The following is a 14,899-nucleotide window of genomic DNA, read 5'->3' as shown; positions in this document are numbered from 1 at the left end:
GCAATCATCGACCCATCATGCGGGGGTAACCCGATAGAGTTGACGAAAGAAAACCTCACGCAACTGTTCAAAGCTGCGCTTTAACACCAAAGGGCCGGGCAAAACCTGCCGGGCCCTTTGCGTTTGGATTGCACAGACCGGATCAGTGCCCGGTCAGCACCAAAGTGTTCACCGGCATCAGGATCAAACGCAGGCGCAGACCTGCGGCATGCACGACACCGATTGTGTCCACCACATGCAAGAACGCAGCCTCCCAAAAGCCCAGATCCTCGTGCTCTAACCGCTCATGGTTATCCGTGTAGACATTGGCCAGACAGTTGCTGCCCGGAGGAATGTCATCGGCCATACCTTTATACAGCGGCTCCATATACACCAAAATCGAACCCGGATTGTTGTTGGTTTGCACATCGCGCAATTCGTCCGACGGGCGGATCTGTCCCGATGGGATCACATCCTGCACTTCGACCACGACTGTGGGGATTACCGTGAACGGCTTGGTCATACAGCCCAATTCACCGATCATGCCCGGTTTGATGACCTGAGCGGACAGTTGGTTGAACGCAGCCTGGAACCGGTCATGTCCGGTATGTGACGGCACCAAAATACCCGCAGGGCGCAGCAATGGGCTTACATAATCGCCGACCTGTAAACTAAATTGTTCGACCCGTCCGGTAACACCAGCGAGAATAACTGTTTTGTCCAGCTCGGTCTGCCCGGCGTCCAGTTGCGCAATCGCACTGGCCAGTTGGGCAGGGATCAGCTCTTCGATCTGCTGCTCAACTGCTGCGCGTTTGGCTTCAGCCGCGACAACCTGAGCCTCTCGCTCGGCGACAAGGTTTTCAAGGCGCTCGATCTCGGCCAGCCGCACAGCGCTCGAACCTTCGTCGCGCAAGGTTGTGTTGCGTTCCAGATCCTCGAGAGACTGCGCAAGGGCCGCCTTCGCGCCAGCGATTCCAGCGTCAGCCTCTGCCAGGTCGGTTTCGGCAACTTTAAGCGAGGCCTGGACCTGCGCTATCTGTGCATTTGCCGCCTGAACCTGTGCGGTCTGGGTGAAATCTTCGATCCGGAAAATCGGCTGGCCAGCCGTCACCAGTTCGTTGTTTTTGACAAACACTTCTGAAACACGTCCACCCAATTGCGGCAGAATGGTCACCGTCCGGAAATAGGACGCCGCAGTCTTACTCGCGGGGTGAAAATAGAACAGCGTCGTGATCACTGTCAGTGCCAGAATGGCACAGGTGGTCAACCCCCAACGCAGTTCGTACCACATCGTAAACAGAGTGATCTCATGACCGATACGTTTACCCTGCACAAACCGGCGAAACAGATAGTCGGGCAGCACCGTAATCAGGGCGCAGAGCAGGGTCTCGATCATGTGGATTGCTCCTGTGCGTCGCGGGCTTCTGAAATGGGCGGGGCCGGTGCTGCTGTCTCAGGTGCCGGATCCGGAACAGGTGACTGACCAAGGGAACGAATGGCATCGGCAATATTTCTGAGCGGGGAGGCGAAATCCGGAAACTGAAAACCTGCGACCAGAATTGCGGCGATCCAGAAAAGCCCGTTATGTGTAAACAGTGCCAGCAGTGCCAGAATACCCACCAATTGAAATTGGGGATGATTGTTTTCGTGCGCCATTTTTTCCGGTACCGAATGAAGCGTCAGATAACCAACACCAATCAGCACCACAAGAACGACAAAAAAGACGACCATGGCTGAAAAAAGGTAGTCGCTCCCGTCAGCTGCGACGACGTATCCGGGTATATGCCCTGTGGCCATTGGATGAAGGTCTGCTGCAGTCACCTTACCCTCCTGTTTATTTTGATACTTCTTTGACCGGGTTGAAGCACAAATTCAAGGCTGCTTATAGTCTGGCAACCAAACGCAAGGTAAATAAGAGGCTTGGGGGCCGAAATGAAATCCAAGAAGCTTGCTGCCCATATTTTCGGGCGGGTTCTAAATAATGATTGATTTCCTCATCATCGGAGGCGGCATTGCCGGGCTCAGCGCGGGTGCGCGCCTGTCCCAGCATGGAACCGTGATGGTTCTGGAGGCTGAAGACGCCTTGGGTTATCACGCATCGGGCCGGTCAGCGGCTCTGTTTGAAGAAAGCTATGGACCGCCCTCGGTCGTAGCCCTGAACAAGGCTGGGGCTGCCTTCCTGCACGCGCAGAATGGCGGTTACTTGACCCCGCGTGGATTGATGCTGGTCGGAGCGTTTGACCAGCCAGACGTTTTCGAAGCCGATTGCGCCGATCTGAACATGGTGAAGATACCGGTGGATCAGGCCATATCGCGCGTTCCGATCCTGAACCCGGACAAGGTCGGGTTTACCGCCGTGAGCGAAGCAGCCTTTGACATCGACACCGACCGCCTGCTGCAGGACTTCGCCCGAACCATCCGCCGAAACGGAGGGGCAGTTTCGACGAAAAGCAAGGTCACCAGTATTCGAAAAGACGCGCATTGGGTTGTGGCGACCGGCCAGGTCTTTGAAGCCCGCAATCTGGTCAACGCAGCTGGAGCATGGGTAGATGAGATTGCTCAGCTTGCGGGGTTACCCGGTATCGGCATCACACCGCGCCGTCGGTCCATGGCGCGTCTGCCCGCCCCTGGCGGACATGATGTTTCCAGCTGGCCCATGATGCTGGGCGCCGGTGAAACATGGTATGCCAAACCAGATGCTGGCAAGCTGTTGGTTTCCCCATCCGAGGCTGATCCGGTTCCGCCTCAGGATGCCTTTGCCGATGATATGGTACTGGCAGAAGGTTTGGCCCGGTATGAGGAACTGATGACCGAGCCTGTTACACGGGTTGAGACGAATTGGGCAGGCTTGCGCAGTTTTGTCCCTGACCGAACTTTGGTTCTTGGGCGCGACCCGCTGGATCCGTCGTTTTTCTGGTCCGCTGGTCAGGGCGGGTATGGTTTTCAAACTTCACCAGCGGCCTCGCAATTGTTGTGTGATCTGATTGTTGAAAACACTCCTGAACTTGAACCTGACGTTGTGGCCATGCTGAAACCGGACAGGCTGCACAGATGATCAAACGCACCCTCCCGTCCTCTGCAAGCGTCGCCAATGCCGGTGAAGATGGAAAACTGGTGGCCCCGGCAGCGTCGCGAAACGCGGACGCCCTATGTGCAATGCTGCAAGATTGGGCACCGTCTCAGGGGCGGGCGTTGGAAATTGCAAGCGGGACCGGTCAGCATGTCCGTGCCTTTGCCGAAACGCTGCCCGGTCTGACCTGGCAACCCACCGAAATTGACCCGCACCGGCGCTTGAGCATCGACGCCTATTCCCGCGATTTGCCGAACGTCGCGCAGGCCAAAGAAATGGATGCGGCACTCGCGGGCTGGCACAGGCGGCTTCGTGGTCAGGATCTGATTATTCTGATCAACTTGGTTCACCTGATCAGTTGGCTGGAAACCGAAACCATCATCTCGGAAGTCGCTCAATCTCTGTCGCCAAATGGGCGCTTCATTTTATACGGCCCTTTCAAACGCGCGGGGCAACTTACCAGTGACGGAGACATCCGGTTTCATGAGGCTTTGACCCTACAAGACCCTGAAATCGGATACAAAGACGACGAGGATATTCAGGAATTGCTCAAAGGCGTCGGTCTGAAAATGCTGGAATCCGTCGAAATGCCTGCCAACAATCTTGCCTTTGTTGCCGAGCGTCCAGTCGCCTGATCGAGATCAAAGTCCAAGTGTCGTGAATTGTATCATATTCCATTTACAAAATATGATGAAGGACACTCAGAAATGGCTTGGCAAGAAAAACTCGCGGCAACACGCAAGAGTTTGCGAAATCTAAACGGATCCATTCCCGATGCGACGCGCGCATTTGGGGCGCTCGGCAAGGCCGTCAAGGAAGGCGGGACACTCGACTACAAATCAAAGGAGTTCATCGCGTTGGGCATGTCTGTCACTCTGCGATGCGAACCCTGTATTACTTTGCACACCGAAGCACTGATCAATGCAGGTGCGACGCGAAATGAGGTGTCCGATGTTCTTGCCATGGCCATTCAGATGGGCGGCGGGCCAGCCATGATGTATGCGGCCAAGGCGCTGGAATGTTTCGACGAACTGAGCGTCGCGTAAACTGCGTCAACCTGTCCCGCCGGACTGGCGGGGCTCACACGTTTTATCATTGGAAACGCGCCCCTTTTCAGTCGGAGAAAGCCGCAATGAAACCCACCCTGCCCGCATTGATCCTGATCCTGTCCACTGCCGCTGCCCTGGCTGGTGGCCACATGGGCGAGGGCGTGGAACATTTCTTTGAAAACTGGGATCTGGACAGCGACGGAACCATCTCGCTGGCCGAAGCAACCGAACAGCGCGAAGGTCTATTCTACATGTTCGATTCCGACGAGAACGGGGTTCTCGATACGGTCGAGTACGATCTGTTCGACGAAACCCGCGCGTCTGCCTCGGAAACGGAAAACATGCCCAGCAAGGCCATGCAGGCCATCGATACATTAAAACGTGAATTCAACGACACCGATCAGGACGGTCAGGTCAGCCGCGAGGAATTTCTGACCGGAACCGATACGTGGCTACAGGCGCTGGACCGCAACAAGGACGGTGCAGTCAGCCAGGCCGATTTTGGGCAATCATAAAAAAAGGCCCCGGTCTGAACCGGGGCCTTTTCATCAACCGTCTTTGCGGATGGTTTCGTTCTTCGGGTCGTAGGGGCTGTCGCAGGTCACAACCGCATCCCACAGCTTGTCCTGCATCTTGACCCGCAGTTTAGTACCTTCGACTGCCAGCTCGGGTTTTACATAGCCCATGCCGATGGATTTCTCGAAGGCCACAGAATAACCGCCCGAAGTCAGACGACCCACGCGCTCACCTTCCGGCGTATACAGCACTTCGCGACCCCAGGGATCAGCATCATCCGGTCCGTCGATCAGCAAGGTGCAGCACTTCACGCGCACGCCGGTCTCTTCCAGTTTGGCCTTGCCGTGGAAATCTTTCGACAGATCCACAAAGCGCGGCAGGTCAGCCTCCAACGGGGTCGCATCGCGGCCTAGTTCGGTGCCGAAGGCGCGATAGGACTTCTCCTGACGCAGCCAGTTCTGGGCACGCGCGCCGACCAGCTTCATACCATGCTTCTCACCGGCTTTTTCCAGCAGGTCGAACAGGTAGTTCTGCATCTCGATCGGGTGATGCAATTCCCAGCCCAGTTCACCGGTATAGGCCACGCGGATTGCGTTGACCGGGCACATGCCCAGTTCGATCTGACGGGCCGACAACCAAGGGAAGCGCTTGTTGGACAATGCGGTTTCCGGGTCGGCGTCCTTGATGACCTCTTTCAGAACGTCACGAGACTTGGGTCCGGCGATGGCGAAAACGCCCCACTGGGTGGTCACGTCCTGGATCTCGACATAGCCGAACTCCTCCAACTTGTCCTCGGCCGCCTTACGTAGGAAGTCGGCGTCGTACTCGGTCCAGGCACCGGCGGAGACGATGTAGTAGTTGTTCTCACCATTGCGGACGATGGTGTATTCGGTGCGGATAGTGCCATGCGACGTCAGCGCGTAGGTCAGGTTGATGCGACCAACTTTGGGCAGTTTGTTGCAGGTGAACCAATCCAGGAATTGGGTTGCACCGGGGCCTTTGACGACATGCTTGGTGAAAGCAGATGCGTCGACCAGGCCAACGCCCTCGCGGATCGCCTTGGCTTCCTCGACAGCATATTGCCACCAGCCACCGCGACGGAACGAGCGGGCGTCATGGTCGAAGTTCTCAGGTGCATCCAGCGGACCGAAATAGTTCGGGCGTTCCCAGCCATTAACCCAGCCGAATTGTGCGCCACGCGCTTTCTGACGATCGTACGCCGGAACAGTCCGCAACGGGCGGCAGGCAGAGCGTTCTTCGTCGGGGTGGTGCAGGATGTAGACATGCTCATAGCACTCTTCGTTCTTGCGCGCCGCAAACTCGGTGGTCATCCAGTTGCTGCTGTAGCGCTTGGGGTCCAGCGAGGCCATATCGATCTCGGCTTCGCCATCGACCATCATCTGCGCCAGATAATAACCGGTGCCGCCCGCAGCGGTGATGCCGAACGAGAAGCCTTCGGCCAGCCACATGTTGCGCAGGCCAGGAGCCGGGCCAACCAGCGGGTTGCCGTCGGGGGTGTAGCAGATCGGACCGTTGAAATCGTCCTTCAGGCCGGATTCGGCACAGGACGGCACGCGTTCGGCCATCGCCATGTACTGATCCGCAATCCGGTCCAGATCCAGCGGGAACAGGTCGGCGCGGAAGCTGTCAGGCACACCATGTTCAAACTGCGCTGGTGCTCCGTGTTCGTAGATGCCCAGAATCCAGCCGCCGCGCTCTTCACGTGCGTAGGATTCGTTGTCGGCATCGCGCACAACGGGGTGTTCGGGGTTACCAGCTTCACGCCATTTGACCAGCTCGGGGTCTTTGTCCATGACGATGAACGTATGCTCAACCGGAATCGCAGGCATTTTGATGCCCAGCATTTTAGCCGTGCGCTGCGCATGGTTTCCCGACGCGGTCACAACATGCTCAGCAGTGATCACGACCTGCTCATCGGACGGAATGAGGTTGCCTCCCTTTTCGACCATCTTGGTGCAGGTGACTTCCCAATGAGTACCGTTCCAATGGAACGCATCGGCCTGCATTTTCCGCATGATGTCCACGCCACGCTGACGGGCCCCCTTGGCCATCGCCTGAGTCACGTCCGCAGGGTTAATGTAACCGTCCTCAGTATGGTAGATCGCACCCTTCAGGTCCGAGGTTTCGATCAGCGGCCAGCGTTCCTTGATCTGGTCAGGGGTCAACCATTCATAAGCAACATCGCAGGTTTCGGCAGTGGACGCATAGAGCATATACTCGTCCATGCGTTCCTGTGTCTGAGCCATACGCAGGTTGCCAACCACGGCAAAGCCCGCGTTCAGCCCGGTTTCTGCTTCCAGTTTCTTGTAGAAGTCGACCGAATACTTGTGAATGTGGGTCGTCGCATAAGACATGTTGAACAGCGGCAGCAGGCCAGCCGCGTGCCAAGTGGACCCGGACGTCAACTCGTCCCGTTCGATCAACATCACATCATCCCAGCCCGCTTTGGCCAGATGATAGGCAATCGAGGTCCCAACGGCGCCACCGCCAACGACCAATGCTTTGACTTGGGTTTTCATAACCGGGCGTCTCCCCTTGAAATCAGTTGACACCATATGGCGCACTTAAGGGGGATCGCGCGACATTCATCCGACCAGTGATATGAAAAAAACGACCCGAACATCGAAAGCCGGTCGTAAATCGCTCCTCAGGCCTTTGCCCTCAGCCGCTGGAACGGCAGCGTTTGCTGGTCCCGATTGTGGTGCAGACCAGTTTGCCACCCTCTTCTGAGGGCGTCTTCGCAGCAGGTTCCTGTGATTGTGAAGGCTGGGCCTCTGCTTCGAACCAGTTGCCAGAAATCCCGACGCGCGACGACACCGAAGCAACATAGCCTTTGACGCTCAGACCGTTTTCCGATGCTTTGGCTTGTTGAGAATAGTCCAGCCCTACAACTGCCAACCCGCAGATTGCTGCAAACCCTGTCAAATACTTTGCGCTCATGTCGATCACCTGTTTGTCTTCGCGTCATTAAGACCAAGACATATGGACGTTTTGAGGGCACAAAACGGACCAGATCGCAAAAAGTGCTAGGTGACGTCAGACAAAATCTTGCCGGGGTTCATGATATTCTCTGGGTCCAGCGCGGCCTTGATTGCAGCCATATATTTCGTGGCGGCGCCCAGTTCTTTGATCAAGTAAAGTTGTTTGCCCTGCCCGATTCCGTGTTCACCGGTACAGGTACCTTCCATAGATATTGCCATATCATTCAGCCAGCCGACAAACTCTTCGGCTTTGGCGACCTCATCAGCATTCTCCATGTCGATCAGCAGCAGCGTATGGAAATTCCCGTCCCCGACATGACCCACCATCGGCGCGAGCAATCCAAGATCGGCTGCCTTTTGCTGAGTCTCGGTCACGCACTCGGCCAGGCGCGAGATAGGCACACAGACATCGGTTGATATACCACGTGCGCCGGGGCGCAGTTGCAGGCACGCCCAATACATATCATGCCGCGCCTGCCAGAGCTTATTCCGTTCTTCGGTGGTCGAGGTCGCGGCAAAATCTGTGCCGCCGAACTCTTCAGCGATCTGGCCAAAGGTTTCAGCCTGTTCCACGGCACCGCTCTCCGAGCCATGGAATTCCAACAGCAATAAAGGCGTTTCCGGCAGACTCAGCCCGGAATAGGCGTTGGCCGCCTGAACCGACATTTCATCCAGAAACTCAATTCGGGCGACGGGAATGCCATACTGAATGGTCATCATCACTGCTCGACACGCGGCATCGACGGTAGGAAAGGAACACCGGGCGGAACTGATTGCTTCAGGAATGCCCTGCAACCTCAGGGTCAGTTCGGTGATGATCCCCAAAGTGCCTTCGGCCCCAATCAAAAGGCGGGCCAGATCATACCCGGCCGAAGATTTCTTGGCCCGACGTCCGGTACGGATGATCTGTCCGTCCGGCATGACTGCCTCAAGGCTGAGAACATTGTCCTTCATCGTCCCATACCGCACCGCATTGGTCCCCGAGGCACGGGTGGCAGCCATACCGCCCAGCGAGGCATTGGCCCCGGGATCAATCGGAAAGAACAGGCCCTGATCTCGCAAATGGGTGTTCAGCGCCTCGCGGGTCACGCCAGGCTGCACGACACAATCCAGATCTTCGGCATGGACCGCAAGCACCTTGTCCATCTGCATCAAATCGACCGAGATGCCACCTGCTGGCGCGTTCACATGCCCTTCCAGCGATGTTCCTGTGCCGAAGGGGATCACCGGTACCCGGTGTGCGGCACAGGTTTTGACAATGTCCGAAACCTCCTGCGTTGTATGCGGGAAAACCACGGCATCCGGGCTTTGGTTTTCGATCCAAGTCGTGGTGTGGCCATGCTGTTCGCGGATCGCAGCGCTGGTTTGCAGCCTGTCACCAAAGCGCTGCTTTAAAACCCCTATCACGGTTTCAATACCAGCCTCGTTCCTTGGCAATGCGGTCGCCTGTACCATAGTCATCCTCCCCTGCCCCGACACCTCGCGCGTCTTTAGGCCTATGTCTAAAAGGCGCGCGACAAGCGGGCAATCCCCACAAATTCCGAGGGTCTATTCGCCCAGCGCGATGCCTTCTCGGCGCGGATCGGCACCACCGGTCAGCCCGTCGTCAATTTCGATGGCGTGCAAGCCCGATGTCAGGTCGCGGGGGTTGGCTTCAAAGCCCAGTTGAACCAGCGCATCTGTAAACCCTTCTGCTGCAGTTCCGGCCTCTACATCATAGGTTCCGAAACGATTGACAAGATGCGGCAGAGACAGTGCTTGCTGCACATCCATTCCCCAATCGGCCCAGGCGATGATAGATTTGGCGACATAGCCAATGATGCGGCTGCCACCCGGCGACCCAATGGCCAATACCGGCGTGCCATCCTGCATCACGATGGTCGGGCTCATCGAAGAGCGCGGACGTTTGCCTGGTTCCAGTCGGTTGGCAATCGGTACGCCATTGCTGTGGGTCTTGAACGAGAAATCCGTCAGCTCGTTGTTCAACAGAAACCCGTTCGTCAGCAGGCGCGAACCAAAGCCGTTTTCAATGGTGGTCGTCATCGACAGCACGTTGCCATAGCTGTCCACGATCGAGATATGCGAGGTCGAGGGGAGTTCCAGCGACACATCATCCGCCCAGATCAGCGCGTGGTCGAATTCCGGCTGCCCCGGCGCGACCTCGGCCAGAGCGCCTTCGCTTTCCAGTAACGCGGCCCGTTGCGACAGATAGTCTGGATCGACCAGCCCGTTGGTCGGCATAGGCACGAAATCGCTATCGGCCATGTACCGGCCCCTGTCTGCGAAGGCGAGGCGTGACGCATCGCCGATCAGCCGCCAGGCTTCTGCACTTTCGGGACCCATTGCTGTCAGATCATAGCTGTTCAGCATTCCAAGAATCTGCCCCACGGTCAGAGCGCCGGACGACGGCGGGCCCATACCACAAACCTCATAGGCGCGGTATTGTGCACAAACCGGTTCCCGTTCGATCACCTGATACAGCGCCAGATCCGTGCCAGACAGAACACCGGGATTGCCCGGAGCGTTGCGAACCGTGCGCACGATGTCCGCTGCGATCTCGCCACCGTAGAATCCGGCAACCCCATCACTGGCCAGTACGCGCAAAGTATCTGCATAGGCCGGGTTCATCAGGCGTTGACCCTGTTGCAAAGGCTCTCCGCCCGGCAGAAAATACGCGGCTGTTTCGGGAAAACGCGACAGACGCTCGGCATCGTTTTCAACAAGGCTGGCCAAGCGTGGCGAGACCAGAAAACCCTCATCCGCCAAGCGGATGCCATCGGCGAACAATCCGGGCCATGACGAACGGCCCCAGCGGCGGTGTGCCTCTTCCAGCAAAGCGGGCGTGCCCGGCGTACCTACCGACAACCCACCCACAACCGCATCAAAGAATTTTTGCGGTTCACCGTTTTCGTTGTGAAACAGGGTCGGTGTGGCCGCCAACGGCGCGGTTTCGCGTCCGTCCAGCGTTGTCATCTGCCCGGTCGCAGCATCGTACCAGACCAAAAACGCACCGCCGCCCAAGCCAGAGGATTGTGGCTCGACCAGACCCAACACAACCTGCACCGCCACCATCGCATCTGCGGCTGACCCGCCTTCGCGCAACACTTTGGCACCGGCTTCAACAGCCAGCGGGTTGGCGGCGGCCACCATCCAATTCTCGGACGTGACCGGAACACCGTTCAGCTTGGCTTCGAGTGCTGCGATGACCTCATCGGTCAGGGCCTGCACCCGCCCTTCCGTGGCCGTTTCGGGCGCAACGGCATCAGCAGCTTCCTGTGCGACCCCCGGAGTCGCAAGAGCAAGTGAAGAAAGCAGTAAAACTGAAACACGTCTCATTTGATCGAATCCTCCAATATATTTTTTAGTTTCAACCTTGTATCGAATTCGCTCGGGCCCCTGCGAAAAGCTGTGCTGCCATGATTCTGTGGCAGTGTTTCGCTGCCCGGATTACGGCTTGGCCTCGGTCGTCACACGATCCTGATCATATCGGATCATTCCAGGGAATTCGGGCAACCACCCTTCGCGCCGGGAAACCCAGCTTTCATATGTTGGCGTCAATTGGTTAGGCGCATCGAGACACCCAAGATGCACTTCGATTTCAGTTCCGCTCCGCGCAAAAACCGGAGAGCCGCAGGTCGGGCAAAAGAACCGGCCAGCATAGCCTTGCGCTTCGCCGGAGATCACTACTTTGTCGTCCGGGAAAACGGCCGCCGCGTAAAACAATGCACCATGATGTTTGCGACAATCCAGACAGTGACAAATCCCAACCCGGAGAGGACGACACGAAGCCGTGATGCGCAAGTTTCTGCAGCGGCATCCGCCTTCGTACACGTCCATCGATGCTCCTTTCCGACGCTTTAAAGCATTGCAGGCACAACCTGATCTGGCGGGCGGTGGCCATCTTCGAAGGTTTTGATGTTAATGATGACCTTTTCGCCCATCTCAACCCGCCCCTCCAGAGTAGCCGATCCCATATGCGGCAACAGAACCACGTTAGGCAACTGCCGTAGACGCGGGTTTACATCCGTGCCTTGTTCATAAACATCCAGCCCTGCCCCTGCGATATCACCTGAACGGATCATTCTGGTCAGGGCGTTTTCATCCACCACCTCCCCGCGCGAGGTGTTCACAATCACCGCCGACGGCTTCATCAGTTTCAAACGACGCGCGTTCATCAGATGGAAAGTCGACGGTGTCGACGGGCAGTTGACCGAGATTACATCCATCCGCGCAACCATCTGGTCCAGACTCTCCCAATAGGTTGCCTCCAGTTCTTGCTCGGTCTCGGGGCGTAACCTGCGGCGGTTGTGATAGTGGACCTGCATTCCGAACGCGCTTGCACGCTTCGCCACGGCCTGTCCGATCCGACCCATGCCCAGAATACCCAGACGACGACCTCCGATGCGGCCCCCCAGAAACGCGGTAGGTGCCCAGCCAGCCCAGTCGCCCTGCTGCATCACGCTCAATCCTTCGGGGATGCGGCGGGTGACAGCCAATATCAGGGCCATAGCCATGTCGGCGGTATCATCAGTCAAAACACCCGGTGTGTTCGACACCAGAATGCCGCGCTGCCGCGCCGTAGACACATCGATATTGTCGACGCCTGCCCCGTAATTTGCGATCAGCTTCAGGTTTTCGCCCGCCTGACCTAACAGGCCGCCATCAATCGTGTCGGTTACTGTGGGCACCAGCACATCGGCTTCCTGTACAGCGGCCACAAGTTCCTCACGCGTCATCGGAATGTCGGTGTCGCGCAGGCGCACATCAAACAACTCACTCAGCCGGGTTTCGACCGCTTCGGGCAACCGTCGCGTAACGACAACACTCAAACGTTCTCTTGGCACCTCGGCCCTCCCACTGCTTTGCAAACGGACGCGCGCCATGGCATCGTGGCGCAGGATAAGGCGGGGCACAAGAACCCCTTTGGCATTGAGTCGACCTTTTTTCAAAACCGGATCAACAGGCATAAGAGCAGGCAGTCAGTGAGTGGTATTCGACCGGTAAAACGTCGCTGTCTGGCGGCACTATCTGTATTTCTGGTCATGTTCGGCGCATGGGCCGCACATGCCGAGGTCACACGCGGATCAGTTACCAACCTGCCTCTGCCCCGTTATGTGTCAATGAAAGCAGCCGAAGGCAATGTACGGCGGGGCCCATCTTTGACCCATCGAATCGACTGGGTGTTCAAGCGGCGCGGAATGCCGCTGCAGATCACTGCCGAATATGGCAATTGGCGAAGGGTTCAGGACCGCGACGGCGCGGGCGGCTGGGTTCACTATGCCTTGTTGTCGGGTGTTCGAACGGTGCTGATCGAATCCGAAATGTTGCCCGTTTATGCCCGACCTGACCCGACCTCGCCCGTCAATGCACATTTCGAGACCGGGGTCGTGGCTCGCCTCGGAACCTGCTCGCTGGATTGGTGTCGGATAACCGCCGGTGGGTACCGTGGCTGGACACTGAAATCAAACCTTTGGGGTGTCGATCCGTCTGAAGTTCGCGAATAGGAAAAGGGCTGCCCCCTCCTTTAGTAGCACGCGACAAGGTGTTTGAGTTTCCCGTCGAAATACTGTGAAACTCGACAAAACGGAGGCGATCATGCGAGCAGTTACATATTCCACCTTCGGAGACCCGGCCAATGTCTTGCGGATACAGGACCTCGAGCCCATCCCACCCGGACCGGGCGAGGTGACGGTCGAGCTGTCCTATTCAGGTGTAAACCCTTCCGACGTTAAAGCCCGCGCTGGAACAAGGCCGGGCGTGACGGAACCGCCGTTTCCAGTGATCATCCCGCATAGCGACGGAGCTGGCGTCATATCGGCTGTGGGGGATGGAGTGCCCGCATCACGGATTGGCCAGCGCGTGTGGATCTGGAATGGACAATGGCAACGCCCTTTCGGAACCGCCGCCAGCCATATTACTCTGCCCGATGCTCAGGCAATCACACTGCCGAATACAGTATTGCTGCAAACAGGCGCGATTCTGGGCATCCCGGGCCTCACCGCAAGCCATGCCGTGTTTTCAGGTGGCACCCCCAATGGGCAAACGATTCTAATCCACGGTGGCGCAGGCACTGTTGGCTTTCTGGCCGTTCAACTTGCCAAATGGGCCGGCGCGCGGGTTGTCACGACAGCCAGCCCCCGCAACTTTGACCGGGTCACAGCAGCAGGGGCAGACGTTGTGCTCGACTACGCCAGTGACGATCTTTCCGATCAGATCCTTGATGCAAATGATGGGCAGACTATTGGCCGAATCGTGGATGTCGAGCTTGGGCAGAACATAGAAACAAATGCCGCCGTCATTGCCGAAAACGGGCGCATCAACGCCTATGGGTCGGCCCGAAACATGACGCCCGTCTTTCCGTTTGGCCCTATGATGTTCAAAGCCATGACGCTTGAGACTATTCTGATTTACCTTCTCCCGCCGGATTCGCGTGCCGCTGCCGTGAAGACCCTTCATCAGGCCCTGGTTGACGGCGCTTTGACCTGCCCGGTTCAGAAGGTCTTCACCCTAGAGGAATGCGCTATCGCTCATACAATGGTGCAGGACGGCAATCGCACCGGAGCAGTATTGATCGATACTAAATGACGCGCCTGAAAAAAATTGTACGGCGTTCGACTTTTTTGGCGAAACACACTTGAACCCCGCCAACAACAATCGTAGACAGCCGCTCACCGTTGGGGTGTAGCCAAGTGGTAAGGCAGCAGTTTTTGGTACTGTGTATCGTAGGTTCGAATCCTACCACCCCAGCCACTTTCCATGAAAAATTCAATAAAATCAGTAGATCGGTTTAAAATCGATGCTGGCACGATTGCCCGGCTGTCACGTGAGAGCCGTACAGCTAACGTGAACCAGAGCCCCATTGGGGAAACAAAAGGACAATCAAACCGGCTCTCAAACTTGTTTCTCTCCGAGCGAAGCAAGACTCACGTCCCTTCAGTGTATCTATGACAACGATAGCATGTTCAGTTTGGGATTTCGATTTCATCTTACGCACGTCAGAGACAATGCCCGAAACGTGACTTTCGTCGCGGAGATCGGGCGCTTTATCAACGACATAAGACGGCAGACTTCCTTTGGGGACGCCGACTATGTGACCATACGCGCGGTCCATTACACCCTGCGCATCCTCAGGCGCGATGTAATACACGGAATTGCGTAGGATTCGCTGACCAGCGAAAGGACGCCCCATCGCAACATACGCACATATCGCGGCGATTATTGCGGTTTTACCATGAGCGGGCGGGGCAATCAGCATGCCAACCCTATGCGGTCGCGACGAAGTT

The 14,899-nt window shown here is 57.1% G+C and carries 15 protein-coding genes and 1 tRNA gene; 7 read left to right on the top strand and 9 right to left on the bottom strand.

Annotation, left to right across the window (positions count from 1 at the left end; all coding sequences use genetic code 11):
* Positions 1 to 142: 142 nt before the first annotated feature.
* A complete protein-coding gene (locus tag Q0816_RS22400; protein WP_298854805.1) occupies positions 143 to 1,375 on the bottom strand; it encodes an HlyD family secretion protein in 1,233 nt (410 codons plus the stop codon).
* Positions 1,372 to 1,800 carry a hypothetical protein gene (locus Q0816_RS22395; RefSeq protein ID WP_298854803.1) on the bottom strand — a complete coding sequence of 143 codons (429 nt, stop codon included), beginning with the start codon at positions 1,798 to 1,800 and terminating at the stop codon, positions 1,372 to 1,374. Before Q0816_RS22395 ends, Q0816_RS22400 begins: the two co-directional genes overlap by 4 nt.
* Before the next feature lie 160 nt (positions 1,801 to 1,960).
* Here Q0816_RS22395 and Q0816_RS22390 point away from each other — a divergent pair, with 160 nt between their 5' ends.
* From Q0816_RS22390 to Q0816_RS22375, 4 genes are all read left to right on the top strand, one after another.
* On the top strand, positions 1,961 to 3,034 hold the full coding sequence (locus Q0816_RS22390) for an FAD-binding oxidoreductase (RefSeq protein ID WP_298854801.1): 1,074 nt from the start codon (positions 1,961 to 1,963) through the stop codon (positions 3,032 to 3,034).
* Entirely contained in the window at positions 3,031 to 3,684 is a 654-nt protein-coding gene (locus tag Q0816_RS22385; RefSeq protein WP_298854799.1) for a DUF938 domain-containing protein, read from the top strand. Before Q0816_RS22390 ends, Q0816_RS22385 begins: the two co-directional genes overlap by 4 nt.
* 72 nt (positions 3,685 to 3,756) lie before the next feature.
* Positions 3,757 to 4,095 carry a carboxymuconolactone decarboxylase family protein gene (locus Q0816_RS22380; protein WP_298854797.1) on the top strand — a complete coding sequence of 113 codons (339 nt, stop codon included), beginning with the start codon at positions 3,757 to 3,759 and terminating at the stop codon, positions 4,093 to 4,095.
* Positions 4,096 to 4,181: 86 nt separating this feature from the next.
* On the top strand, positions 4,182 to 4,613 hold the full coding sequence (locus Q0816_RS22375) for an EF-hand domain-containing protein (protein ID WP_298854795.1): 432 nt from the start codon (positions 4,182 to 4,184) through the stop codon (positions 4,611 to 4,613).
* Positions 4,614 to 4,646: 33 nt separating this feature from the next.
* Here the strand turns inward: Q0816_RS22375 and Q0816_RS22370 are convergent, their stop codons facing one another.
* The 6 genes from Q0816_RS22370 to Q0816_RS22345 form a co-directional block, all read right to left on the bottom strand.
* On the bottom strand, positions 4,647 to 7,154 hold the full coding sequence (locus Q0816_RS22370; RefSeq protein ID WP_298854793.1) for an FAD-dependent oxidoreductase: 2,508 nt from the start codon (positions 7,152 to 7,154) through the stop codon (positions 4,647 to 4,649).
* 142 nt (positions 7,155 to 7,296) lie between these two features.
* A complete protein-coding gene (locus tag Q0816_RS22365; protein ID WP_298854791.1) occupies positions 7,297 to 7,575 on the bottom strand; it encodes a hypothetical protein in 279 nt (92 codons plus the stop codon).
* 86 nt (positions 7,576 to 7,661) lie between these two features.
* Positions 7,662 to 9,071: an FAD-linked oxidase C-terminal domain-containing protein gene (locus tag Q0816_RS22360; RefSeq protein ID WP_298854789.1), complete on the bottom strand. Its 1,410-nt coding sequence runs from the start codon at positions 9,069 to 9,071 to the stop codon at positions 7,662 to 7,664.
* A 93-nt stretch (positions 9,072 to 9,164) separates the two neighbouring features.
* Complete coding sequence (ggt, locus tag Q0816_RS22355; protein ID WP_298854787.1) at positions 9,165 to 10,952, bottom strand: gamma-glutamyltransferase; 1,788 nt, start codon at positions 10,950 to 10,952, stop codon at positions 9,165 to 9,167.
* A gap of 111 nt (positions 10,953 to 11,063) precedes the next feature.
* Positions 11,064 to 11,453: a GFA family protein gene (locus Q0816_RS22350; protein WP_298854785.1), complete on the bottom strand. Its 390-nt coding sequence runs from the start codon at positions 11,451 to 11,453 to the stop codon at positions 11,064 to 11,066.
* Between the two features lie 20 nt (positions 11,454 to 11,473).
* Positions 11,474 to 12,460 (bottom strand): D-glycerate dehydrogenase, encoded by a 987-nt coding sequence (locus tag Q0816_RS22345; RefSeq protein WP_298854815.1) that lies wholly within the window; start codon positions 12,458 to 12,460, stop codon positions 11,474 to 11,476.
* A gap of 198 nt (positions 12,461 to 12,658) precedes the next feature.
* Here Q0816_RS22345 and Q0816_RS22340 point away from each other — a divergent pair, with 198 nt between their 5' ends.
* The 3 genes from Q0816_RS22340 to Q0816_RS22330 all read left to right on the top strand — a co-directional run bounded on the left by Q0816_RS22340 (position 12,659) and on the right by Q0816_RS22330 (position 14,366).
* Positions 12,659 to 13,120, top strand: a complete 462-nt coding sequence (locus tag Q0816_RS22340; RefSeq protein WP_298854813.1) for an SH3 domain-containing protein — start codon at positions 12,659 to 12,661, stop codon at positions 13,118 to 13,120.
* Positions 13,121 to 13,211: 91 nt separating this feature from the next.
* The gene (locus Q0816_RS22335; RefSeq protein WP_298854783.1) at positions 13,212 to 14,201 is read left to right on the top strand and encodes an NADPH:quinone reductase; all 990 of its coding nucleotides are present in this window, start codon (positions 13,212 to 13,214) and stop codon (positions 14,199 to 14,201) included.
* Between the two features lie 90 nt (positions 14,202 to 14,291).
* A tRNA-Gln gene (locus Q0816_RS22330) sits at positions 14,292 to 14,366 on the top strand.
* An 88-nt stretch (positions 14,367 to 14,454) separates the two neighbouring features.
* On the opposite strand, the gene Q0816_RS26140 is transcribed toward Q0816_RS22330, so the two are convergent.
* Complete coding sequence (locus tag Q0816_RS26140) at positions 14,455 to 14,871, bottom strand: AAA family ATPase (RefSeq protein ID WP_367180562.1); 417 nt, start codon at positions 14,869 to 14,871, stop codon at positions 14,455 to 14,457.
* Positions 14,872 to 14,899 lie beyond the last annotated feature (28 nt).

It is taken from the genome of uncultured Ruegeria sp., assembly GCF_947497005.1.
Lineage (GTDB): Bacteria > Pseudomonadota > Alphaproteobacteria > Rhodobacterales > Rhodobacteraceae > Ruegeria.
This window is presented reverse-complemented; position numbering and strand designations above follow the sequence as displayed.

Excerpts from the sequence above, each read along its gene's own strand:
- Q0816_RS22385 (WP_298854799.1), top strand. The coding sequence starts at position 3,031 with ATGATCAAACGCACCCTCCCGTCCTCTGCAAGCGTCGCCAATGCCGGT.
- Q0816_RS26140 (WP_367180562.1), bottom strand. The coding sequence starts at position 14,871 with ATGCTGATTGCCCCGCCCGCTCATGGTAAAACCGCAATAATCGCCGCG.
- Q0816_RS22375 (WP_298854795.1), top strand. The coding sequence starts at position 4,182 with ATGAAACCCACCCTGCCCGCATTGATCCTGATCCTGTCCACTGCCGCT.
- Q0816_RS22350 (WP_298854785.1), bottom strand. The coding sequence starts at position 11,453 with ATGGACGTGTACGAAGGCGGATGCCGCTGCAGAAACTTGCGCATCACG.
- Q0816_RS22390 (WP_298854801.1), top strand. The coding sequence starts at position 1,961 with ATGATTGATTTCCTCATCATCGGAGGCGGCATTGCCGGGCTCAGCGCG.
- Q0816_RS22365 (WP_298854791.1), bottom strand. The coding sequence starts at position 7,575 with ATGAGCGCAAAGTATTTGACAGGGTTTGCAGCAATCTGCGGGTTGGCA.
- Q0816_RS22400 (WP_298854805.1), bottom strand. The coding sequence starts at position 1,375 with ATGATCGAGACCCTGCTCTGCGCCCTGATTACGGTGCTGCCCGACTAT.
- Q0816_RS22370 (WP_298854793.1), bottom strand. The coding sequence starts at position 7,154 with ATGAAAACCCAAGTCAAAGCATTGGTCGTTGGCGGTGGCGCCGTTGGG.
- Q0816_RS22360 (WP_298854789.1), bottom strand. The coding sequence starts at position 9,071 with ATGGTACAGGCGACCGCATTGCCAAGGAACGAGGCTGGTATTGAAACC.
- Q0816_RS22335 (WP_298854783.1), top strand. The coding sequence starts at position 13,212 with ATGCGAGCAGTTACATATTCCACCTTCGGAGACCCGGCCAATGTCTTG.
- ggt (WP_298854787.1), bottom strand. The coding sequence starts at position 10,952 with ATGAGACGTGTTTCAGTTTTACTGCTTTCTTCACTTGCTCTTGCGACT.
- Q0816_RS22380 (WP_298854797.1), top strand. The coding sequence starts at position 3,757 with ATGGCTTGGCAAGAAAAACTCGCGGCAACACGCAAGAGTTTGCGAAAT.
- Q0816_RS22340 (WP_298854813.1), top strand. The coding sequence starts at position 12,659 with ATGTTCGGCGCATGGGCCGCACATGCCGAGGTCACACGCGGATCAGTT.